We start from the raw sequence: 21,887 nt of genomic DNA on the forward strand, positions 1-21,887 counted from the left end.
TATGGCCGTGGAGCAAGGCCATGTTGAAGGTTGCCGTCGTAGAAGATGATCTGCCCACCAGCAACCAGCTGCGTGGCTGGATAGAGTCGGCCCGGCCCGGCATACAGGTGGACCAGTGGTTCAACCGGGACGACGCCGAGGCGGCCATCAGCCGCGAGCGGTATGACCTGGTGGTGCTGGATATCGAGCTGGGGCGCGAACGCCATGCCGGGGTGGCCATCATCAATGCCATCAACAAGGGCTCGGGCACGCCGGTGCTGGTGGTATCGGCCATGCCCGCCACCATCTACCGCAGTATCATGAAGGCGCTGGATGCCTGGGACTACCTGCAGAAGACCACCTTCGAGGAAGGCGACTTCATCGACACCTTCCTGGAAATACTGCGTGCCGCCAAGGACAGGCCCGGCCGCCAGGAAGCCCCCGCCGCCCTGCCCCAAGGCAATGAGCTGTCGCTGGACCCGCTGCGCCAGAGCACGCCGATCTGGCGTGGCCAGCGCATCAACCTGCCGCTGACAGCCCAGCGCATCCTGGCCACGCTGTACCAGTGCCGGGGCCAGGTGGTGTCCTATGACGACCTGTTCCAGGTAGTGAAAAGCGGCCGCAACCGCGACAATATCCGCAAGCATGTCAGCACCCTGCGGGATGCCTTCCGCGAGATAGACCCGGCTTTCGACTGCATCGAGAACATACCCATGCGCGGCTTTCGCTGGGTAGACCAGGCCGGCCGATGAAGCCCGCCTGGTGGAGCCTGACGCCCTACCGGCTGCGGCTGCTGTCGCGCGGGGCCTTCCTGCTGCTGGCGCTGGCAACGGTGGCGCTGGCGCTCTATGTGCTGCGCGAGGAAAAGCAGCTCAGCTACCGCAACTACCAATACGGCTTCAGCAAGACCCAGGCGCAGATCGCCGCCAAGCTGCACCACCCGGCTGGCCAGCTGGCCCTGCTGAACCCACGCACCGGCAATGACAACCTGGTGCCGCTGCGGCCCCTGCTGCTGCCCTATACCGCCATTGATTTCGACGACCAGTACAAGGTGCAGCAGGCAGTGGAGATGGCCGGCTGCCTGGTGCAGTACCGCGATGGCACGCTCTGCACCGCCATAGGCAGCAATCCCTGGGCCGGTGGTTTCGTCTATGTGGCAGGCAGCTTTGCCAGCAGCGAACTGGTGGCCCACGCGCGCGGCGAGGATGACCTGAGCCTGGCGCATCGGGTGCGGGTGGTGGTGACTTTACGCGGCCAGACCTATCGCTGGATCGCCCCGTTCGAGCTGTTGGGCCAGGTCGATGCCAGGCCAGAGGCCGGCGTGCGTGGCCGGCTGACGGGGTTTGTCGACCGTGGCCGGGCCATGCCGGGCGCCCGGCCGGTGCGGGATTTCCGTGGCTGGATCTGGCAGGACGGCCACTGCGATACCGTCGGCCCCATGGGGCCGGTGGCCTGCAGCAAGCGGTCGTTCTTCTCGCTGCGCCTGCCGGTAGGGGTGCTGCGCGATGCCTTGTTCATGAAACAGAAGCTGGTCTGGCCGCCGGCCGATCTGGACCGGATACAGGTACATGTGCAGGTGCTGCCGCCAGGCGAAGGCCCGCCCCTGCTCGATAGCAACAGCCCGGAAGCCACCCTGCCCTTTGCCCTGACTGATCTCGCGCCGCTGCTGTTGCCCGGCGAGCAGTTACGCCTGCGCAAGCTGCCCGATGCCGGCCAGCCGGATCTGCTGCAGCTGACCGGCGTGGCGGACGAACCCTACCAGCCCTCGCGCCTGATCAGCAGTGTGATCCGGCGGCTGGCGGTGGCCGGCTATGATCAGCCACTGGAAGTGCGCGAGACCATCGCCACCCCGCTGGGCAGTTACCAGCTGATACTGACGGGCGATGTGCGCAGCGTGAACCGCAATCTGGCGGTGGTGGCCACCCGGGTATCGTGGTTTGTCGGTGCCATGCTGCTGGCCATCATGCTGGCCTGGCTGGCGATAGAGATTGGCATCATCCGCCGCATCACGGTGCTGACCCGGCGGGCGGCTTCGGTGTCGCGCACCGTGCGGGGGGTGGGTGAGCTGGACCAGATAGACCTGAGCGACCTGCGCGGCCACGACGAGCTGGGCGTGCTGGCCGCCGGCCTGGCCGACCTGCTACAGCGGGTGAAGGAGGATGTCGCCCGCGAACATATCCGCGCCGAGCAGGAAAAGGACATGTGGCATGCCGTGGGACACGAGATCATGTCGCCGCTGCAATCGCTGATGGCCCTGCACGGCGGCAGCGACGACGACAGCAGCCGCTATATCCACCGCATGCAACAGGCCATCCGGGTGCTCTATGGCACGGCCTCGCCCAGCGAGGCCTTCCAGTCCACCACCCTGCAGGCGCAGGCCATCGATATCGCCGCCTTCTTGCAGCATGTGGCGGCCAATGCCCCCAGCGCAGGCATCGCCGAAGTCCACTACCAGGGCCCGGCCGGCCCACTATGGGCCCGTGCCGACGAATACCCGCTGGAGGACGTGGTCACCCATGTGCTGCGCAACGCCGACCGCTATCGCCCCGCAGGCAGCCACATCACCCTGCAACTGCAGGCCAGCGACACCGCCGTGACCGTGGCCATACGCAACCAGGGGCCGGCCATCGCCGAGGACATGCTGGACAAGATCTTCGAATATGGCGTATCGGACCAAGCCGAATCCGGCGCCCTGGGCAACCGCGGCCAGGGCCTGTTTGTCGCCAAAACCTATATGGCCAAGATGGGCGGCACCATCACGGCGCGCAATCTGGATGATGGCGTGTGCTTTGAGTTGGTGCTGCAGCGGGCGGTGGGGGCGTGAAATATACCCACAGTGAAGCCTGAGAACTTGCCCATATTTCTCGGTGCGGTCTTGGGAAGGAGACGACGTCCACCCGCCTTTGCGGGCATTGTTTCAGGCCGGCTGCCGCTCCGGCACCACATAGGGCTGATTCAGCAGCAGCCATTCCTCGAAGGCCGGCACTGGTAGTGGTGGGCTCAGCAGGTAGCCCTGGACTTCGTCGCAGCCGGTGTCGCAGACCATATGCCATTCCTCTTCGTTTTCCACCCCTTCGACGATGGTCTTCAGGCCCAGGGTGTGCGACAGGGCCACGATGGCGCGTATCAGGGTGGCGCCCTGGGGGTTGCGGCGGCAGTTGCTGACGAAGGAGCGGTCTATCTTGATTTCGCTGACCGGCATGGCCTGCAGGTAGGCCAGCGATGAGTTGCCGGTGCCGAAGTCGTCCAGCGCCAGCTGGAAGCCCAGCGTACGCAGCGCCTGCATGCTGCTGATGGCGAGCTTGGGGTCGCGCATCACTTCGCTCTCGGTGATCTCCAGCGTCAGCAGGTGCGGGTTGGCCTTGCTGTGCTGCAGGAACTCGGCCACATAGGCGGGCAGGCTGGGGTCGGCCAGGTCGGCGGCCGAGAGGTTGAGCGATAGCCGCAGGGGTTCGCCCTGCAGTTGCCAGTGCTTGGCCAGCTTGAGCGATTCCACCAGTACCCAGCGGGTCAATTCCACGATCAGCCCGGTTTTCTCGGCGTAGGGCAGGAAATCGTGCGGGGATACCAGGCCCAGCGTGGGATGTTGCCAGCGCAGCAGCACTTCGGCGCCGGTGACCAGGCCGGTGCGGCTGACTACCTTGGGCTGCAGGTAGAGCTGCAGCTGGTTTTGCGCCATGGCGGCACGCAGGGCGGACAGCAGGCTGAGCTGGAAGCGCAGGTCGCGCTCCAGCGCGCCATGGTAGACCTGGGCGTGCAGTTTCTCCTGCTTGGCATGGCCCAGGGCAATTTCGGCGCGGCGCATCAGGAGCTCGATATCGTTGCCATGGGCCGGGTGCAGTGCGCCTGCCAGCCGCAGGCGGATATCGACCTGCTGCTCATCCACCACCAGCGGCTGGCGTGTCAGGGTGCTGGCCAGCAATTGCAGCGAGCCGGCGCTGGCGCCATCGTCCAGCAGGGTGGCGAACTGGTTGCCGCCCACGCGGGCCAAGGGGCTGTTGGGCCCCAGCTTGCGGCGCAGGCGCTCGGCGGTTTCCTGCAGCACCCGGTCGCCGGTGTCGTAGCCCAGGGTTTCGTTGATGGCGGCAAAGCCGGCGATATCGAACAGCACCAGGGTACGGGCGCGCTGGTTGTCCTGTGCCAGCAACTGGTCGCCTTCAAGCAGAAAGCTGCTGCGGTTGGCGAGGCCGGTGGTGCGGTCCGTCATGGTGGCCCGCTCGCGGCTGTGGCGCAGGCGGGCGGCGCGGTCGGCCAGGGCCAGCGAGAAGATCACGGCTTGCAGCAGGAAGGCGGCCTGGCGGGCATGGGCTGTGTCTATCCAGTCTGGCAGCAGGCCCACGGCCTGCAGGCCATGGCTCAGTTGCCCCAGCCAGGCTGGGTAGCCCGCCAGCAGGTCGATACGCAGCAGCAGTACACCGCACCAGATCAGTACGATGGGCGACCAGCCGGCCAGGTAGAAGCCGCCGCCACGGAAATCGCCGGCCCGCAGGCTGATAAGGCCGGGCAGCAGCATGGCCAGCATGGTCACCAGCGCCACCAGGTTGTAGTAATGCACGACCCAGGCCGCCAGGGCGGGCACCAGGCCCATCAGGGTGTAGCCCAGTACCAGCCAGCCCAGGCCGCGTAGGTAGCGGGCCAGGCGGGGGGCGTGCTGCTGCAGGTTGGTAAAGCCCAGGCTGAAGCGCAGGCCGGTAAACAGGGCCAGGCCATAGCTGCCCAACAGCAGGGCCTGGCTCAGCTGTGGATGGCTGATGGCCAGGCCGGTGGGGCTGATGGCATGGCCACTGAGCAGGCTCCACAGCAGGGCCAGCATCAGCGTCAGGGCGGTATACCAGCCGGTGGTGGCGTCACGCAGGGCATAGGCAAACATGCCGCTGACCAGGCCCATGGCAAACAGCAGGGTCAGCAGGGCGCTGCGGATCTGCGCATCGCGGGATTCCTGGGCCAGCATGTCGGCTGGCGGTTCCATGCTGATGTGCACGGTACTACCTATGGGCAGGTGCATGTCCAGCCTGGCCTGGGCCCATTCGCCGGGGTGCAGGGCCAGGGCGGCGCTGCGGGCGCTGCGCCATATTTGGGGAGCAACATGCCGGTTGGGGCCGACCGGTTCGCTGCTGACAGTGCTCTGCGGGACGCTGCGCAGAGTCAGCCAGAGCGGGGCTGGGCTGCTGGCAGGCAGATAGGCCCGGATCTGGCAGACCCGCTGCAAGTCGTGGTCGGTTTCCAGCAGGTGCAGCTTGCCATCGGTAGGCAGGGGCTGCCAGGCAGAGACGCCTGGGGCACAGCGGTACTGTATGGCCGGGCTGGCCTGCGCTAGCCCCGGCAGGGCCAGCAGCAGCCATAGCAGTAACTGGAACAGGGCGGCTGGCTTCATCGGATGGTTCCTGACATGGTCGCCGCCGGTTCCGCTTAGACCTGCTCGGCCATGGCGGCCAGCAATTCGGCCTGATGTTCGGCCATCAGGGCATCGGTCAGCTCGAACAGATCGCCATCCATCACATAGTCGAGCTTGTACAAGGTCAGGTTGATGCGGTGGTCAGTAATACGGCCCTGCGGGAAGTTATAGGTACGTATCCGTTCGCTGCGGTCGCCCGAGCCGACCAGGGACTTGCGCATGGCGGCTTCCTTGGCGTGGGCCTCGCGCTCCTGCCTGTCCTTGATGCGGGCAGCCAGCACCTGCATGGCGCGGGCCTTGTTCTGGTGCTGGCTGCGGCCGTCCTGGCACTCCACCACCAGGCCGGTAGGGAAGTGGGTGATGCGGATGGCGGAGTCGGTCTTGTTGATATGCTGACCGCCCGCGCCACTGGCGCGGAAGGTATCGATGCGGATATCGGCGGGGTTGATGTTCACCTCCTCCAGCTCGTCCGCTTCCGGCATCACGGCTACGGTACAGGCCGAGGTATGGATGCGGCCCTGCGATTCGGTGGCGGGCACGCGCTGCACGCGGTGGCCGCCGCTCTCGAACTTGAGCTTGGAATAGGCGCCCAGGCCGGCAATACGGACGATGACTTCCTTGTAGCCGCCCAAGTCCGATTCGGAGGCCGAGACGATCTCGGCCTGCCAGCGATTACGCTCGGCAAAGCGGGTGTACATGCGGAACAGATCACCCGCGAACAGGGCCGATTCGTCGCCACCGGTGCCGGCGCGGATTTCCAGGAAGATATTGCGCTCGTCGTTGGGGTCCTTGGGCAGCAGTGCCTTCTGCAGCTCGGTTTCCAGGGCTTCCAGCCGGCCTGCGCCATCGGCCAGTTCGGCCTCGGCCAACTCCTTCATGTCCGGGTCGTCCAGCATCTCGCGTGCGGTGGCGAGATCAGCCTCGGTCTGGCAGAAGGATTGGTACAGCTCGACCACCGGGGTCAGTTCGGCGTGTTCACGGCTCAACTTGCGGAAGTTGTCCATGTCGCGGGTGGCTTCTTCGCTGGCGAGCAGCTGGCCGACTTCCTCCAGCCGGTCGGCCAGTTGCGACAGCTTGTTGGCGATGCTGGGTTTCATGATGAGGTGTAGATGTCCAGGTGGGCCCGCTCCATCCAGCGCTCGGGGGCAGCCAGGGGCGTAAAACCGTATTGTTGGTAAAGGCCGTGGGCGTCGCCGGTCAGCAGTATCCAGCGGCGCAGGCCTTGCAGGTCGGGGTGGCTGATGATGCTGTCCATCAGCCATTTGGAGAGCCCCTGGCCACGGTGGTCAGGGGCGATAAATACGTCGCCCAGGTAGGCGATGGTGGCGTAGTCGCTGATCACTCTGGCAAAGCCTACCTGCTGCCCATGGTGATAGACGCCAAAACACAGCGCGCCCGCCACCGAGCGGCGAAAGGTCGCCAGGGGGATATCCTTGGCCCAGTAGGTGCTGGCGATATAGGCGTGGCACTGGGCCAGGTCCAGCCTGGCCGGGTCGGTATCGATCTGGTACTCGCCATACGTTAAGGGAAAGACCATGCTCAGTCCCCCTCGTGCAGGTGGTAGAGCCGGCGCACGGCATCGATCAGCTCGCCATGCTGGCTGGCGTCGGCCTGGTTGAGTGCGGCCAGCGGCGCGTGCAGCAGCTTGTTGCTGAGCGACAGCGACAGCGATTCCAGCACGGCGGCCGGGTCCTCGCCCTTGGCCAGCAGCTTGGTGGCACGGTCCAGCTCATGCCGGCGTAGCCGCTCGGCCTGATCCTTGAGTGCCCTGATGGTGGGCACCAGGGCGCGATTGTCCAGCCACTGCATAAACTCATCGGCGCTGCGCTCGACGATGCCATCGGCTTCCACCACGGCGTGCTGCCGCTCCGCCCTGCCCTGCCGCACCAATTCCGACAGATCATCGACGGTGTAGAGGTAGACGTCGGGCAGGGCACCCACCTCGGGTTCCACATCACGCGGTACGGCCAGGTCCACCATGAAGACAGGCCGGTGCTTGCGGACCTTGATGGCCCGCTCGACCGCGCCCAAGCCGATGATGGGCAACTGGCTGGCGGTGCTGGTGACCACGATGTCGTATTGCGGCAGACGGTCCGGCAGCTCGGCCAGGGCGAAGGCATCGCCACCGAACTGGCTGGCCAGCGCCTGGCCACGCTCCAGTGTGCGGTTAGCGACCGACAGCCGGCGTGGTTTGCGGGCAGCGAAATGGGTGGCGCACAGCTCTATCATCTCGCCCGCGCCGATGAACAGCACATTCAGGTCGGCGATATCGGGGAACAGGCGCTCGGCCAGCTTGACCCCGGCGGCGGCCATGGACACCGAATTGGCGCCTATGCCCGTTTCGCTGCGGACGGCCTTGGCGACCGAGAAGGCTTTCTGGAACAGGCCGTTGAGCGAGGAGCCCAGGCCACCGGCCTCCTGCGCCTCGCGTACGGCATCCTTGAGCTGGCCCAGTATCTGGGTCTCGCCCAGCACCATGGAATCCAGCCCCGACGCCACCCGGAACACATGCCGCACGGCCTCGCGGTCGGGCAGGCGGTACAGATAGGGGGCGATGCTGGCTGCATCCAGCTGGCGCGAGGCGGCCAGCCAGTTCAGCAGGGTGGCTTCATCGCGTGCCGCCGCGTACAGCTCGGTGCGGTTGCAGGTAGAGACGATGGCCGCCTCGTGCACGCCCTTCTGCGCCGTCAGTTCGGCCACCGCCGCAGCCAGTTCCTCGGGGGCGAAGGCGAGCTTCTCCCGCACCGCGATGGGCGCAGTCTCATGATTGAGGCCGAGGGCAAACAGGGACATGCGAGGGAGGCGGGACGGGAAAGGGCCTGAATTTTACCCCAGGCGGGCCCTTGCGAGCCAGAAAGGCTTTTGCGGCAAATACTTGGCCTGCAGGCTGGCGGTGGTGGCGCGGGCGCCAAGCGGTGGATAAGCGAGGTGCCGGCCAGCAAAAAGCCCGGTCAGACCGGGCTTTCGGGTGCGGTGAGTTCAGACGCTTACTTGGCGTTGATCTTGAACAGGCGCATCAGGGGGGCGTTGGAGTTGGGGCCAAACCAGCGATCAAAGATCTTGGCGGCTTCACCCGACTGCTCCATGGCGACGATGGTCTTGTTGACTTCTTCCAGCAGGCGCTTTTCGCCCTTGCGCACGGCGATGCCATAGACTTCCAGCGAGATGGTGACGTTGGGTATCTCGTACTGGGCCTTGTTAGGCATCTTGTTCAAGAGGCCGGCCAGGATGGGCTCGTCGGTACTGACCGCATCGAGCTGGCCCTTGCCCAGCGCAACGAAGGCTTCGTCGTAGTCGCCGAACAGCACCATATTGGCGCCAGGCATTTCACGCGCCAGTTGCTTGGCCGAGGTCGAACCGGTGACCGTGCCAATGGTGGCGCTGGTCAGGTCTTCAATCGAGTTGACCTTGCCCTTGCGGACCACGAACTTCTGGCCGGTGATGAAATAGCCGTAGCTGAAATCCACCTGCTTTTCACGTTCGGCGTTCTTGGTCATCGTGGCGATGATCAGGTCCACTTCCTTGTTCTGCAGCTTGGGTACGCGCTGGGCCGATTCCACGCCCTTGACGATCAGGTTGACGCCGAGCTTCTTGGCGATGGCCGCGGCGAAGTCCACGTCATAGCCGGAGATGGTCTGGGTCTTGGTGTTCAGCACACCGAAAGGGGGGGTGGAATCCTTCACGCCGACCACCAGGGTGCCGCGTTTCTTGATGTCGTCCAGATCGTCCGCCACAGCGGGTGACAGCATGCACAGCCCCAGCAGGGCAGCCAGCAACAGTTTGATTTTCATAGGTTTGCTCCGTATTCGACATGGGCGGTCGTGCCAATGTCATTGTGGGCGCGACCATAGTTCAGTACAAATGCACCGCCTATTAGGGAAAGCGTAGATAAGGATACGATAATAGAAAAGCCCGCTCGGATGAGCGGGCCAGGGTTACTGCCGCCAAGCTAGGCTGGAGGCGGCGGACGGTCAGAAACGGAGCGGGATGGTGAACTTGCGGGCGCCCAGTGATTCGCCATCCAGAAAGGCCTCGACAAAGACCGCACTGTCGGTTTTACGCATCAATTCCTGCACCAAGCGCTCCGGTATCTGCACCAGGCCTGCGTTTTTGTCCGGTACATAGCTGCCATTGAAATCGCGGGTATTGATGCCCATGGATTTCAGCAAGGGGCCATCGGTGGCGGAAAAACGCAGGGTAAGGGCCGAGTCATCGCGCGGCGGGTGCTGTTCGCGGGTGGTCTTGCCCAGTTCTATCCAAACCGGCCAATGGCCCGCCATGCGGCGGGCCTGGGCGGTGGTCTGGACGGGCGAGCGTGCGCCGGGCTCCTTGGCTGCACCGCTGCTGAACAACGAGGAGAAGGCACTGAGGAGACGGGAAAACCAACTCTGATCGCTTGCCATGGCCTACCTAACGGTGAGGGGAGCGTGGGTCAGCTGCCGGCTGGCTTGCGGGCGATGGCCCGGTGGCCGATATCGCGGCGGCACTGCATACCTTCAAAGTGTATGCCGTCTATGACTTCATAGGCGCCCTTTTGTGCCATCTTCACGCTGTCGCCCAGGGCGGTGACGCAAAGTACGCGGCCGCCATTGGTGACGATCTTCTCGCCCTGCTGCGCCGTGCCGGCATGGAACACCAGCACATCTTCGGCCTGGGTGTCTGGCAGGCCGTGTATCACGTCGCCCTTGCGTGGGGCGTCGGGGTAGCCGCCGGCAGCCAGTACCACGCCCAGCGCGACACGACGATCCCATTCGGCCTCGGTCTGGTCCAGCGTCTGGTTGACGGCGTGCTCCAGCAGCAAGACAAAGTCGGTCTTGAGGCGAGCCATGATGGGCTGGGTTTCCGGGTCGCCCATGCGGCAGTTGAACTCCACCACGCTGACCGCGCCCTCGTCGTCCACCATCAGGCCGGCGTAAAGAAAGCCGGTGTACGGTATGCCGTCACGTGCCATGCCGGCCACGGTGGGCAGTATCACCTCGCGCATGGCGCGGGCGTGGACTTCTGGGGTGACCACCGGGGCGGGCGAATAGGCGCCCATGCCGCCGGTATTGGGGCCTTCGTCATTCTCTTTCAGGCGCTTGTGGTCCTGCGAACTAGCCAGGGCCAGCACATGGCGGCCATCCACCATCACGATAAAGCTGGCTTCCTCGCCCTTGAGGAAATCCTCTATCACCACCCGGGCGCCCGCATCGCCCATCTTGTTGTCCAGCAGCATGCTGTCGATGGCGGCATGGGCTTCAGCCAAGGTCATGGCCACGATCACGCCCTTGCCGGCGGCCAGGCCATCGGCCTTGATGACGATGGGGGCGCCGCGACCCTCCACATAGGCGTGGGCCTCGGTGGCATCGGCAAAGGTGCGGTACTGGGCGGTGGGAATGCCGTGGCGGATCATGAAGGCCTTGGCGAAATCCTTGGAGCTTTCCAGCTGGGCTGCGGCGCGGGTGGGGCCGAATATCTTCAAGCCGGCTTCGCGGAAGGCATCGACCACGCCGGCCGCCAGGGGGGCCTCGGGGCCGACCACGGTCAGGGCCACACTCTCGCGCTGGGCAAAGGCCACCAGCTCGGGGATGCTGGTGACATCGACATTGGTGAGGCCGGCTTCACGGGCGGTGCCGGGGTTGCCGGGCGCCACGAAGACCTTGCTGACGCGGGGGGACTGGGCAATTTTCCAGGCCAGGGCGTGTTCGCGGCCGCCGGAGCCGATGACGAGTACGTTCATGCTTGCCTCATAGGGGTAAGGAGTGAGGCTTGCCCGCTGCTGGCAGCTGGCAAGCCTTACTGCTCACCGGACCGATGTTCCACATGGAACCTCGGCCCAGATGCTTGCTTGCGTGTTGCGCTTGGCGCCGTCCACGCACCTTGCAAGGTGGACTTCCGTCGCGGCGGCGAGGGCGGGGGGTGTGGGCTCAATCAAGGAAGAGCCTACTGGTTCAGACTGCGCGGGCGTTCAGCGCCAGGGTTTCCCTGGCGCCTGCGCTGTCCGATACCACCCATCAGTGACTTGCGTTCATACCAAACGCTCAAGCCCGTTCAAAATGATGACGAGCGTGAGCGAGGCTCCCTCCACGCACCGTGCAACGTGGACTTCCGTCGCGGCGGCGAGGGCGGGGGGTGTGGGCTCAGTCAAGGAAGAGCCTACTGGTTCAGACTGCGCGGGCGTTTAGTGCCAGGGATTCCCTGGCGCCTGCGCTGTCCGATACCACACCATCTATGACTTGCGTCCATACCAAGCGCTCAAGCCCATTCAAAAAGATGACGAGCGTGAGCGAGGCTCCCGCGCGGCGGCGCGGGCGGGGGGTGTGGGCTCGACCAAGGAAGAGCCTACTGGTTCAGACTGCGCTGGCGTTTAACGCCAGGGTTTCCCTGGCGCCTGCGCCGTCCGATACCACCCATCTATGACTTGCGTCCATACCAAGCGCTGAAGCCCATTCAAAATGATGACGAGCGTCAGCGAGGCTCCCGCGCGGCGGCGCGGGTGGGGGGGGCTCAATCAAGGAAGAGCCTACTGGTTCAGACTGCGCTGGCGTTTAGCGCCAGGGTTTCCCTGGCGCCTGCGCTGTCTGATACCACCCATCAGTGACTTTCGTCCATCACAGGCTCTCAATGCCGGAAGTGGCGCACGCCAGTCACCACCATGGCAATGCCATGCTCGTCGGCTGCGGCAATGACTTCCTCGTCACGCATGGAGCCGCCAGGTTGGACGATAGCACTGACACCGTTCTCGGCGATCACGTCCACGCCATCGCGGAAGGGGAAGAAGGCATCGGAAGCGCAGACCGAGCCCTTCAGTGCCAGCTGGGCATGCTGGGCCTTGATGGCAGCGATGCGGGTGGAGTCCACCCGGCTCATCTGGCCCGCGCCTACGCCCAGGGTACGGCCGCCGCCGCAGAACACGATGGCATTGGATTTGACGAACTGTGCCACGCGCCAGGCGAACAGCAGGTCTTTCAACTGCTCGGCGGTCGGTGCCAGCTTGGTCACGACCTTGAAGTCGGCCGTGGTGATGTGATGGATATCGGGTGTCTGTACCAGGATGCCACCACCCACGCGCTTGAGGTCGAAGCGGTTGGCGCCATCCTGCAGGGCGACTTGCAGCACCCGTACATTTTTCTTGGCGGCGATGATGGCGCGGGCTTCATCCGAGAAGCCGGGGGCGATCAGCACTTCCAGGAACTGGCCGGTGACGGCCTCCACGGTGGCCGCATCCACTTCGCGGTTGAAGGCGATGATGCCGCCAAAGGCACTGGTGGTATCGGTGGCAAAAGCCAGCTGGTAGGCGGTCAGCGTATCGGCGGCGATGGCAACGCCACAGGGGTTGGCATGCTTGACGATGACGCAGGCCGGCTCATCGAAGGCCTTGACGGCTTCCCAGGCGGCATCGGAATCGGCGATATTGTTGTAGCTCAGTTCCTTGCCTTGCAATTGCTGGTAGCCGGCTAGGCTGCCGGCGGCAGGGTGCAGGTCGCGGTAGAAGGCGGCAGCTTGGTGAGGGTTCTCGCCGTAGCGCATGTCCTGCACCTTTTCCACGCTGATATTGAGGCGGGCGGGGAAGGTCTGCTGGCTACCGTCCTCATTCAGCGAAGTCAGGTAATTGGAGATGGCGCCATCGTAGGCTGCCGTGTGGCTGAAGGCCTTCTTGGCCAGGCGGCGGCGGGTGGGCATGCCCAGAGCGCCGTCGTTGGCTTGCAACTCGGCCACCAGTGGGGCGTAATCGGCAACATCAGTGACGATGGCGACAAAGGCGTGGTTCTTGGCGGCGGAGCGCACCATGGCCGGGCCTCCGATGTCGATGTTCTCGATGGCATCGTCAAAATCGCAATCGGGCTTGGCGATGGTGGCCTCGAAGGGATAGAGGTTGACGCAGACCAGGTCGATGCTGCCTATGCCGTGCTCGGCCATCTTGCTGACATGGCCGGCCAGATCGCGGCGGCCCAGGATGCCACCGTGGATCTTGGGGTGCAGGGTCTTGACGCGACCATCCAGCATCTCAGGGAAGCCGGTGTAGTCGGCCACCTCGATGACCTTGACCCCGGCTTCCGCCAGCATCTTGGCGGTGCCGCCGGTGGAAAGTATCTCCACCCCAAAACCGGCCAGGGCCTGGGCGAATTCCAGTACACCGGTTTTGTCGGAGACGCTGATCAGCGCACGTTTGATATTGACCATGGTTGCTTGCTCATAAGACAAAGTGAAAGATAAAACTTAGCAGCTGCCGGCCCCGGCTGCCGTTGCCTTGGCGCCAGTGGAGGGAACTGCTGCCAGCCCGTGCAACGCTGCGCGGACAAATTCGGTCTTGGCACCGGCATAGGCCTGGCTATCGGTTGGATACTGCCGTGCCAGCATCTGCTTGAGCGCGGCGTAATCGGCCCGCAGCACCGGGTTGCTGCGCAGGCCGTCGCGAAACGCCAGGTGTTCGCGCCAGAAGGGGCTGTCCACCACCACCATATGCAGATGGTGGGTACGCAACCCCGCCAGGTGCCGGGTGAAGTAATGGCGCCCAGCTATACCGTACTCGCCATGGTGCTGGTATCCGAGCGCCGCCAGTGGGGCGATGCAGGCTGCGTGCTGCGGCAGCGCAGTCAGGCCCAGCATCAAATCCAGCACCGGCTTGGCGCAGAGGCCGGCCACGGCGGTGGAGCCGATATGTGCCAGCGCTACACCCGGCAGTGCGGTGGCGATGGCGTGGGCGGCTTGGTCATAGGCCTGCGCCCAGTCCGTATGATGATCGACCAGCACTACCGTGCCTTCGGCCAGTCCCAGGCTCATATCAGATCGTGTTCCTGCATTTTCTTGCGCAAGGTGTTGCGGTTGATGCCAAGCAGTTCGGCGGCACGGGTCTGGTTGCCCTGCGCCTTGTCCAGCACTACTTCCAGCATGGGTTTCTCCACCTTGGCCAGCACCATGTCGTAGATCGCCTGCGGTGCTTCGCCGTCCAGGTCGCGGAAATACTGTTCCAGCGCGTCGCGCACGGCAAAGCAGATTTGATCCTTGGTGGACATGGTGGGGTTCTCTCCTGAACTAGGCGGCCGCTAGCGCGGTCTCGTCTTGGTAAACCAGCCGCTCGCCCTGGAGCGCCAGTTGTTTGAAATAGGCATCCACGGCAGCCAGCTGCTCGGTCGTGCTATCTAGTTGGTACATACGCTGGCGGAACTCGTTGGAGCCGCGCAGGCCATTGGTGTACCAAGCTATATGCTTGCGGGCGATGCGGCAGCCCGAGTACTCGCCGTGGAAGGCGTAGTGGTCTTGCAGGTGTTCCATCAGGATGGCGTGTATCTCGCTCACCTTGGGTGGGGGCAGGTGCTCGCCGGTGGCAAGGAAGTGATCGATCTCTCTGAAGATCCAGGGGCGGCCCTGGGCGGCGCGGCCTATCATCACCGCGTCGGCACCGGTCTGCTGCAGTACCGCGCGGGCTTTCTCCGGGGTGGTGATATCGCCATTGGCCACCACCGGTATGCGCAGGCTGCGCTTGACCTCGGCAATCAGTTCGTAGCGGGCGGCGCCGTTATACATGTCCTCGCGGGTACGGCCGTGCAGGGCCAGGGCGGCAATGCCGGTCTGCTCGGCCAGCTGCGCCACCCGTAGGATATTCTCCTCGCCGTTGCGAAAGCCCAGCCGGGTCTTGAGCGTCACCGGCACATCCACCGCGCTGACGACGGCCTCCAGTATGCGGGCCACCCGGTCTTCGTCCTGCAAGAGTGCAGAGCCGGCCAGCACATTGCAGACTTTCTTGGCTGGGCAACCCATATTGATATCGATGATCTGGGCACCTGCCGCCACGTTATGGCGGGCGGCCTCGGCCATCTGGGCCGGGTCGCTGCCGGCAATCTGCACCGCGACCGGGGCCAGTTCGCCGTCGAAATTGGCACGCCGGCGGGTCTTGTTGCTGCCATAGAGCATGGCATTGGAGGTAATCATCTCGCTGACTGCATGGCCTGCGCCCAGCCGCTTGCAAAGCATGCGGAATGGCCGGTCGGTCACGCCGGCCATGGGCGCGACGATCAGGCGGTTGCGGAGTTGATAAGGACCTATGCGCATGCTTGTTCTATGGACCATGGCCCGCCCAGGGGGCAGTGCCGGCAACGGTACAGAATGAAAAACCGCTGGAGACGAGAGGCGTAGAGGCTTCGGTATCCAGCGGTAACAGGCGCGCATTCTACCTAAGCCTGCGCCCGGCGCGAAGGCATTTCGCTTAATTTTTGAGCAGATGCCGATAGTGCCAAGGCAATCGCTGCCGATAACAGCGCGCAGTTGCAGCGAACGCAAGGGATAGTATCGGTTGTCGCTACAATGCTGTCGTACGATGGCAGCCCTGGTGTGTCGCACAGGAGCAAAGACACCCCTGTCCGCTTGCCGTGGCCGAAAAACAGACTATATGAGGAGTCGCCATGCCCCATCGCCCTGCTCTGCTGACCCTGCTGGCGGTTACCGCCAGCGCCGCGACGGCGCCCCTGCCCGCGCCGCCTGCCACGCCGGTGCGCAATGTGGTCGAAGACTACTTTGGCACCCAGGTCAACGACCCCTACCGCTGGCTGGAAAACATGCAGGGGGCCGAGTTCAAGACCTGGCTCAAGGCTCAGGCCAACCATGCCGAAACGGTGCTGGCCACCCTGCCCGGCCGCAGCGCCCTGAAGCAAAGGCTGACCGAGCTGGCCGATGCGGGCGAGAATGTGGCCGATCTGCAGCAGGCTGCCGGCCGCCTGTTCTATCTGAAGACCGAGCCCGGCCGCAACGGCCGTCGCCTGTATGTGCGCGACGGTCGCGGCGAGCGCCTGCTGCTGGACCCGGACACCCTGGGGACGGCCGGCGCCCATATCGCCATAGACTGGTATTCGCCCTCGCCCGATGGTGCGCTGGTTGCCGTGGGCCTGTCGGCCAGCGGTTCGGAGGACAGCGAGCTGCGCCTGCTGGACCTGGCGAGCGGCCAATGGCTGCCCGAGCGCATCAGCCGGGCTGGGCTGAACGACAGCCTGGGCTGGCTGGGCGGTAGCAAGCGCTTTATCTACAACCGGCTGCCTGCCGCCGGCGCCGATGGGGTGCAGGAGCGCTACAACAAGAGCGCCACCTGGCTACATACGGTAGGCCAGCCGGTGGAGCGTGATATCGCCCTGTTCGGCTACGGCGTGCGGGCCGATCAACCTTTCGATATCGCCGACATCAGCCACATCCGTACCGATCCCGGCAGCCCTTACCTGGTGGCCGAGGTCTTGCATGGCGATGCGGTGGAGCGGTCCTACTATGTGGCCAGCATTGCCCAGCTGGCCGGTGCCGCAACGCCCTGGCAGCGTATCAGCACCCCGGCCGACAAGACTGCCGATGCCTGGCTGCACGGCGACACCCTTTATCTGCACAGCCTGCTGGATGCCCCCAGGGGCAAGGTGCTGGCGCTGAATCTGAAACAGCCGCAATTGGCCCAGGCCAAACTGGTGCTGCCACAGGGCAGCCATGTGCTGCGGCAAGCCGCCGTGGCCCGTGAGGCCCTGTATGTCAGGGCCAGCGAAGGCGGGGTGGACAAGCTGTTCAAGCTCAGCCACGGCGGTACTGCCCGCGAGCTGGCGCTACCAGTGGCCGGCACCCTGCTGGGACTGGCGACCGATGTGGCCCGCAGCGGCGCGGTGTTCAAGCTGGAAGGCTGGGTGGAGCCGCCACGTGTCTACCGGCTCGACGGCAAGACCGGCGTGGTGCGCGCTACCAGGGTGTTCAAACCCGCTACGACCAGGCTGGATGGCTATGAGGCCCGCCGGGTGATGGTCAAGAGCCACGATGGCGTGGCCGTGCCCTTGTCCATCATGGCGGCCAAGGGCATCAAGCTCGATGGCAGCCACCCTACCATCGTCAGCGGCTACGGCGCCTACGGCATCAGCATGGAGGCACGTTATTCCGCCAACCGGCTGGCCTGGCTGGAGCGCGATGGCGTGATGGCAGTGTGCCATGTACGTGGTGGCGGCGAGTTTGGCGAGGCCTGGCACCGTGCCGGCTATATCCAGACCAAGGCCAACACGGCCAAGGACTTCATTGCCTGCGCCGAATGGCTGGTGCAGCAGGGTTATACCTCGCCGGCCAGGCTGGCAGGTACCGGCGGGAGTGCTGGCGGCATCACCATAGGTGGCGCCATCACCGCGCGGCCCGAGCTGTTTGCGGCGGCCCAGAGCGCCGTGGGGGTGAGCGACCTGCTGAGAATGGAGCTGACCCCCAATGGACCGCCCAATATTGCCGAGTTCGGCACGGTCAAGAACCCCGAGCATTTTCCGGCCATGCTCAGCAACAGTCCCTACCATCGCATCAAGGACGGGGTGGCCTACCCAGCGGTGATCGTCACCACCGGGGCCAACGACCCACGGGTGGATGCCTGGATGCCGGCCAAGCTGACCGCCCGCCTGCAGGCTGCCAGCAGCAGCGGCAAGCCGGTATTGCTGCGGGTGGACTACGACGGCGGCCATGGCCGGGGCTCGACCAAGGCACAGCAGGTGGCCGAAAGCGCCGATGTGTGGAGCTTCTTTCTGTGGCAGATGGGCGTTGCGGGGTTCGCGCACGTCCATTGAGAGCCTGTCATGAGATCAGGCCATTGATGGGTGTTGCGACCGTGGCAGGCGCCAGGGAGACCCTGGCGCCAAGTGCCGCTAAACCGCTTTGCAGCGGTGCTGTTCGCGGCACCAGGTACCTGGGAGGCACTTACATGCGCATGGTGCTGATGGTGGGGGTGTTCAACTGCGCCTTGAGCCGTTCGCCCAGGGCGCGGGCATCGGGCTCGCTGGCCAGTTGTTCCAGGCTGACGCGGAACTTGCCCTCGACCATGGGGCGTATCTTGGCGGGGTAGCCTGCCTCGCGCAGGCTGTCATACCACTGCAGCGCCTCGGCCTGATTGCCGGCGACCGCCACCACCAGCCGCCAGCGGCCCTGTGCCTGGCTCAGTCCCTTGCCGGCCTGCGGTTCGGTCTGCGGCGCCCATTCGTTGGCCACCTTGTTGGGATCGACCTTGGCCACCGGCAGGGCGGGTTTGCCCTTGGGTGCGACGTAGAAGTCCAAGGGCTGGTCCATGGTGATAAAGCCGGCCTCGCCTTCATGCTCCACCGCAATGCTGCCCTCCAGCAGGCAGACCAGGTCTTTCTCTGCGTCGGATTTGCCCCAGATATCGGTGCCCCGTATGCCGGCGGTGATGGTCGCAACCTTGATGTCGACCTCGCGCTGGCGCAGCTTGCCGGCCAGGCCGGTGGTAAAGCGGAATGCTCCCTTCAGCACATCCACCGTGGCCTGGAAGGCAGTCTTGCGACCGTCTGAGGCATTCAGGGTGTTGACCCGGAACACCGCGTCCTCGCCCAGCTTGAACTGGCTGCCCTCGGGCAGGGTCAGCAGTACCCGTGCGCCATTGCCGGTGTGGACCACATCGCCGGCCTGCAGGTTGACGCCCGCTGCCAGCGGCCGCATCTGGCCGCTACGCTCCAGCCAGGCCGGCATATTGACGGCGCTGACCTGGGTGGGGGCGGCCGCAACGGCGGTCGCCAGGCTGGTGGCAAGCAGGGCGGCGATCAGGGGGGCGCGCATGGCAAACTCCTTGAGACGAATAGGGATAACGCTCGGTTATAATCAACGTTTTATTTGGCCGCCAGGTAACAAGTCACGCATCCACACTCCCGTGGCAGCCTGTCGCTTGGCATGATTCGTTAGGATAGCCCACATGCAAGAACAGTATCGTCCCTCTGAGGTGGAATCTGCCGCCCAGCAACACTGGCAGGGTCGCGACGCCTACCGCGTCGTTGAAGACAAGACCAAGCCCAAGTTCTACGCCTGCTCCATGCTGCCCTACCCCTCGGGCAAGCTGCATATGGGCCATGTGCGCAACTACACCATCAACGACATGCTGGCCCGCCATCTGCGCATGAAGGGCTTCAATGTGCTGATGCCCATGGGCTGGGATGCCTTTGGCCTGCCGGCCGAGAATGCCGCCATTGCCTATGGCAAGCCGCCGGCCGAATGGACTTACGCCAATATCGCCGACATGAAGTCGCAAATGCAGCCGCTGGGCCTGGCCTTTGACTGGTCGCGCGAAGTGGCGACCTGCGACCCGGAATATTACAAGTGGAACCAGTGGCTGTTCCTCAAGATGCTGGAGAAAGGCATCGCCTACAAGCGCACCCAGGTGGTGAACTGGGACCCGGTGGACCAGACCGTGCTGGCCAACGAACAGGTGGTGGATGGCCGGGGCTGGCGTTCCGGCGCCATCGTGGAAAAGCGCGAGATACCGGGCTACTACTTCGGCATCACCCAGTACGCCGATGAGCTGCTGGACGATATCGACAAGCTGGATGGCTGGCCCGACCAGGTGCGCGCCATGCAGCGCAACTGGATAGGCAAGAGCGAGGGCGTACGCTTTGCCTTTGGCCACGATGTGCGCGATGCCGAAGGCCAACTGGTGGGCGACGGCCAGCTGTGGGTGTTCACCACCCGCGCCGACACCATCATGGGCGTGACCTTCTGCGCTGTGGCGGCCGAGCACCCGCTGGCCCGCCGCGCGGCCGAACTCAAGCCTGAGCTGCAGGCCTTTATCGACGAATGCAAGGCGGGCGGCACCACCGAGGCCGAGCTGGCCACCCAGGACAAGAAGGGCGTGGCCACCGGCCTGCAGGTGATCCATCCGCTGACCGGTGAACAGGTCGAAGTCTGGATAGGCAACTATGTGCTGATGGGCTACGGCGATGGCGCGGTGATGGGCGTACCGGCCCATGATGCTAGGGATTGGGACTTTGCTGCGCGTTATGGAATTCCTATCAAGCGTGTTGTTGCAAGCGAAGAAGTATTTCGCAGAGTAGTTGCAGTGGAAGAAGCCTATAAGCATGCTACACAAACCGACTTGCGCAGGGCCGACCTTTTCAGCATTAATTGGCTTGGAGACCCTTGGCTGCAACTCAAAAAGTTTGCTGATGTTTCAGAAGAAGCAAGGCAAGCTGTAGATAGGTTTATTCAGATAGCTTCGAGTGAACACCTTTATTTGGAGCATGGTCACTTAATAAATTCGGGCAAGTACGATGGCCTGGGCTACAAGGCGGCCGTGGATGCCGTGGCTGCCGACCTGGCTGGCCGGCAGATAGGCGAAAAGAAGACCACCTGGCGCCTGCGCGACTGGGGTATCTCGCGTCAACGCTACTGGGGCACCCCTATCCCCATCATCCACTGCGATGGCTGTGGCGATGTACCGGTGCCTTACGAGCAACTGCCGGTGGTACTGCCTACCGATTGCGTGCCGGATGGCTCGGGCAATCCGCTGAAGAAGCGCGAGGATTTCCTCCATGTTGATTGCCCGCAGTGCGGCAAGCCGGCCCAGCGCGAGACCGATACCATGGATACCTTCGTGGATTCGTCCTGGTATTTCATGCGCTATACCTGCCCCGATGCCGGCACCATGGTGGACGAGCGCAACGACTACTGGATGGCCGGCGGCATGGACCAGTACATCGGCGGCATCGAGCACGCCGTACTGCACCTGCTGTATGCCCGCTTCTGGACCAAGGCCATGCGCGATCTGGGCCTGCTCAAGATAGACGAGCCGTTCAAGGCGCTGTTCACCCAGGGCATGCTGCTGAACGAGTCGTTCTACCGCGAGGAAGCCAGCGGCAAGAAGACCTGGTACTACCCCAACGAGGTGGAAGTCCAGCATGACGACAAGGGCCGCGCCATTGCCGCCACCCTCAAGGCCGATGGCCAGCCGGTGATCATGGGCGGCATCGAGAAGATGTCCAAGTCCAAGAACAATGTGGTTGAACCCAAGGACATCATTGCCCGCTTCGGTGCCGACACCGCCCGCCTGTTCACCATGTTTGCCGCTCCGCCGGAGCAAAGTGCCGCCTGGAGCGACAGCGGTGTGGAGGGTGCGTCGCGCTATCTGCGCCGGTTGTGGAACTTCGGCTACAAGCAGGCCGACGCCATCCGTGCTGCCGGGCCGGTGGCCGAACTGGACAAGGAGGCCAAGACCCTGCGCCACGAGCTGCACAGCACGCTCAAGCAGATCAATGCCGATTACGAGCGTCTGCAGTACAACACCGTGGTGTCGGGCGCCATGAAGCTGCTCAATGCACTGGAAGCCTACAAGGGCGACAACGCGGCGGTACTGCGCGAAGGCCTGGGCATCCTGTTGCGTGTGCTCTACCCGGTCAGCCCCCATATCACCCACGCCCTGTGGGTGGAGCTGGGCTACGGCGGTGAACTGATCGATGCCGCCTGGCCGGAGCCGGCTGCCGATGCCCTGGCACAGGACGAGATCAAGCTGATGGTGCAGGTCAACGGCAAGCTGCGCGGCGAGATCGAAGTCCCGGCCTCGGCCGACCGTGCTGCCATCGAGGCGTTTGCCCTGGCCAATGCCAATGTGCAGAAGTTCCTGGAGGGGCAGACGCCCAAGAAGGTGGTGGTGGTGCCGGGCCGCTTGGTGAACCTGGTGGTGTAAGCGCCTGTTCACGATTTTTTCACCCCGGGGCGAAAAGATCGTAAACAGGCTCCAGGCGTCCGCGACGAACGAGAACGGGATGGC

16 protein-coding genes are annotated in these 21,887 nt (G+C 64.3%); 4 read left to right on the plus strand and 12 right to left on the minus strand.

Annotated elements, in window-relative coordinates; translation table 11 throughout:
* The first annotated feature begins 20 nt into the window (after positions 1-20).
* Both QWZ03_RS17490 and QWZ03_RS17495 read left to right on the plus strand, forming a co-directional pair.
* A complete protein-coding gene (locus QWZ03_RS17490) occupies positions 21-731 on the plus strand; it encodes a response regulator transcription factor (RefSeq protein WP_284195588.1) in 711 nt (236 codons plus the stop codon).
* The gene (locus tag QWZ03_RS17495; protein WP_290333898.1) at positions 728-2,803 is read left to right on the plus strand and encodes a sensor histidine kinase; all 2,076 of its coding nucleotides are present in this window, start codon (positions 728-730) and stop codon (positions 2,801-2,803) included. The genes QWZ03_RS17490 and QWZ03_RS17495 overlap by 4 nt, the downstream gene beginning before the upstream one ends.
* Before the next feature lie 93 nt (positions 2,804-2,896).
* On the opposite strand, the gene QWZ03_RS17500 is transcribed toward QWZ03_RS17495, so the two are convergent.
* From QWZ03_RS17500 to dusB, 11 genes are all read right to left on the minus strand, one after another.
* Entirely contained in the window at positions 2,897-5,353 is a 2,457-nt protein-coding gene (locus tag QWZ03_RS17500) for a putative bifunctional diguanylate cyclase/phosphodiesterase (RefSeq protein ID WP_290333899.1), read from the minus strand.
* Positions 5,354-5,388: 35 nt separating this feature from the next.
* Entirely contained in the window at positions 5,389-6,471 is a 1,083-nt protein-coding gene (gene prfA, locus QWZ03_RS17505) for a peptide chain release factor 1 (protein ID WP_284195594.1), read from the minus strand.
* Positions 6,468-6,911 carry a GNAT family N-acetyltransferase gene (locus QWZ03_RS17510; RefSeq protein WP_290333900.1) on the minus strand — a complete coding sequence of 148 codons (444 nt, stop codon included), beginning with the start codon at positions 6,909-6,911 and terminating at the stop codon, positions 6,468-6,470. The genes prfA and QWZ03_RS17510 overlap by 4 nt, the downstream gene beginning before the upstream one ends.
* A gap of 2 nt (positions 6,912-6,913) precedes the next feature.
* Entirely contained in the window at positions 6,914-8,167 is a 1,254-nt protein-coding gene (gene hemA, locus QWZ03_RS17515; protein WP_290333902.1) for a glutamyl-tRNA reductase, read from the minus strand.
* A gap of 194 nt (positions 8,168-8,361) precedes the next feature.
* Positions 8,362-9,165, minus strand: coding sequence for a transporter substrate-binding domain-containing protein (locus QWZ03_RS17520; RefSeq protein WP_290333903.1), 804 nt, complete (start codon positions 9,163-9,165; stop codon positions 8,362-8,364).
* A gap of 180 nt (positions 9,166-9,345) precedes the next feature.
* Positions 9,346-9,777, minus strand: coding sequence for a hypothetical protein (locus QWZ03_RS17525; protein ID WP_284195598.1), 432 nt, complete (start codon positions 9,775-9,777; stop codon positions 9,346-9,348).
* A gap of 29 nt (positions 9,778-9,806) precedes the next feature.
* Positions 9,807-11,093 (minus strand): phosphoribosylamine--glycine ligase, encoded by a 1,287-nt coding sequence (gene purD / locus QWZ03_RS17530; protein WP_290333904.1) that lies wholly within the window; start codon positions 11,091-11,093, stop codon positions 9,807-9,809.
* 881 nt (positions 11,094-11,974) lie between these two features.
* Positions 11,975-13,537: a bifunctional phosphoribosylaminoimidazolecarboxamide formyltransferase/IMP cyclohydrolase gene (gene purH / locus QWZ03_RS17535; RefSeq protein ID WP_290333905.1), complete on the minus strand. Its 1,563-nt coding sequence runs from the start codon at positions 13,535-13,537 to the stop codon at positions 11,975-11,977.
* Between the two features lie 36 nt (positions 13,538-13,573).
* Positions 13,574-14,137 (minus strand): GrpB family protein, encoded by a 564-nt coding sequence (locus tag QWZ03_RS17540; RefSeq protein WP_290333906.1) that lies wholly within the window; start codon positions 14,135-14,137, stop codon positions 13,574-13,576.
* Complete coding sequence (locus QWZ03_RS17545) at positions 14,134-14,370, minus strand: helix-turn-helix domain-containing protein (protein ID WP_284195602.1); 237 nt, start codon at positions 14,368-14,370, stop codon at positions 14,134-14,136. The genes QWZ03_RS17540 and QWZ03_RS17545 overlap by 4 nt, the downstream gene beginning before the upstream one ends.
* Positions 14,371-14,389: 19 nt before the next feature.
* On the minus strand, positions 14,390-15,406 hold the full coding sequence (dusB, locus tag QWZ03_RS17550) for a tRNA dihydrouridine synthase DusB (protein WP_284195603.1): 1,017 nt from the start codon (positions 15,404-15,406) through the stop codon (positions 14,390-14,392).
* 350 nt (positions 15,407-15,756) lie between these two features.
* Between dusB and QWZ03_RS17555 the strand changes: the two genes are divergently transcribed.
* Positions 15,757-17,910, plus strand: a complete 2,154-nt coding sequence (locus QWZ03_RS17555) for a prolyl oligopeptidase family serine peptidase (RefSeq protein ID WP_290333908.1) — start codon at positions 15,757-15,759, stop codon at positions 17,908-17,910.
* A gap of 130 nt (positions 17,911-18,040) precedes the next feature.
* Here QWZ03_RS17555 and QWZ03_RS17560 read toward each other — a convergent pair whose 3' ends face one another.
* Positions 18,041-18,910 carry a FecR domain-containing protein gene (locus QWZ03_RS17560; RefSeq protein WP_290333909.1) on the minus strand — a complete coding sequence of 290 codons (870 nt, stop codon included), beginning with the start codon at positions 18,908-18,910 and terminating at the stop codon, positions 18,041-18,043.
* Positions 18,911-19,043: 133 nt separating this feature from the next.
* Here QWZ03_RS17560 and QWZ03_RS17565 point away from each other — a divergent pair, with 133 nt between their 5' ends.
* Positions 19,044-21,803, plus strand: a complete 2,760-nt coding sequence (locus QWZ03_RS17565; RefSeq protein WP_290333910.1) for a leucine--tRNA ligase — start codon at positions 19,044-19,046, stop codon at positions 21,801-21,803.
* Positions 21,804-21,887 lie beyond the last annotated feature (84 nt).

The sequence above is a fragment of the Chitinimonas viridis genome (assembly GCF_030409555.1).
In the GTDB taxonomy this organism is placed as follows: Bacteria; Pseudomonadota; Gammaproteobacteria; order Burkholderiales; family Chitinimonadaceae; genus Chitinimonas; species Chitinimonas viridis.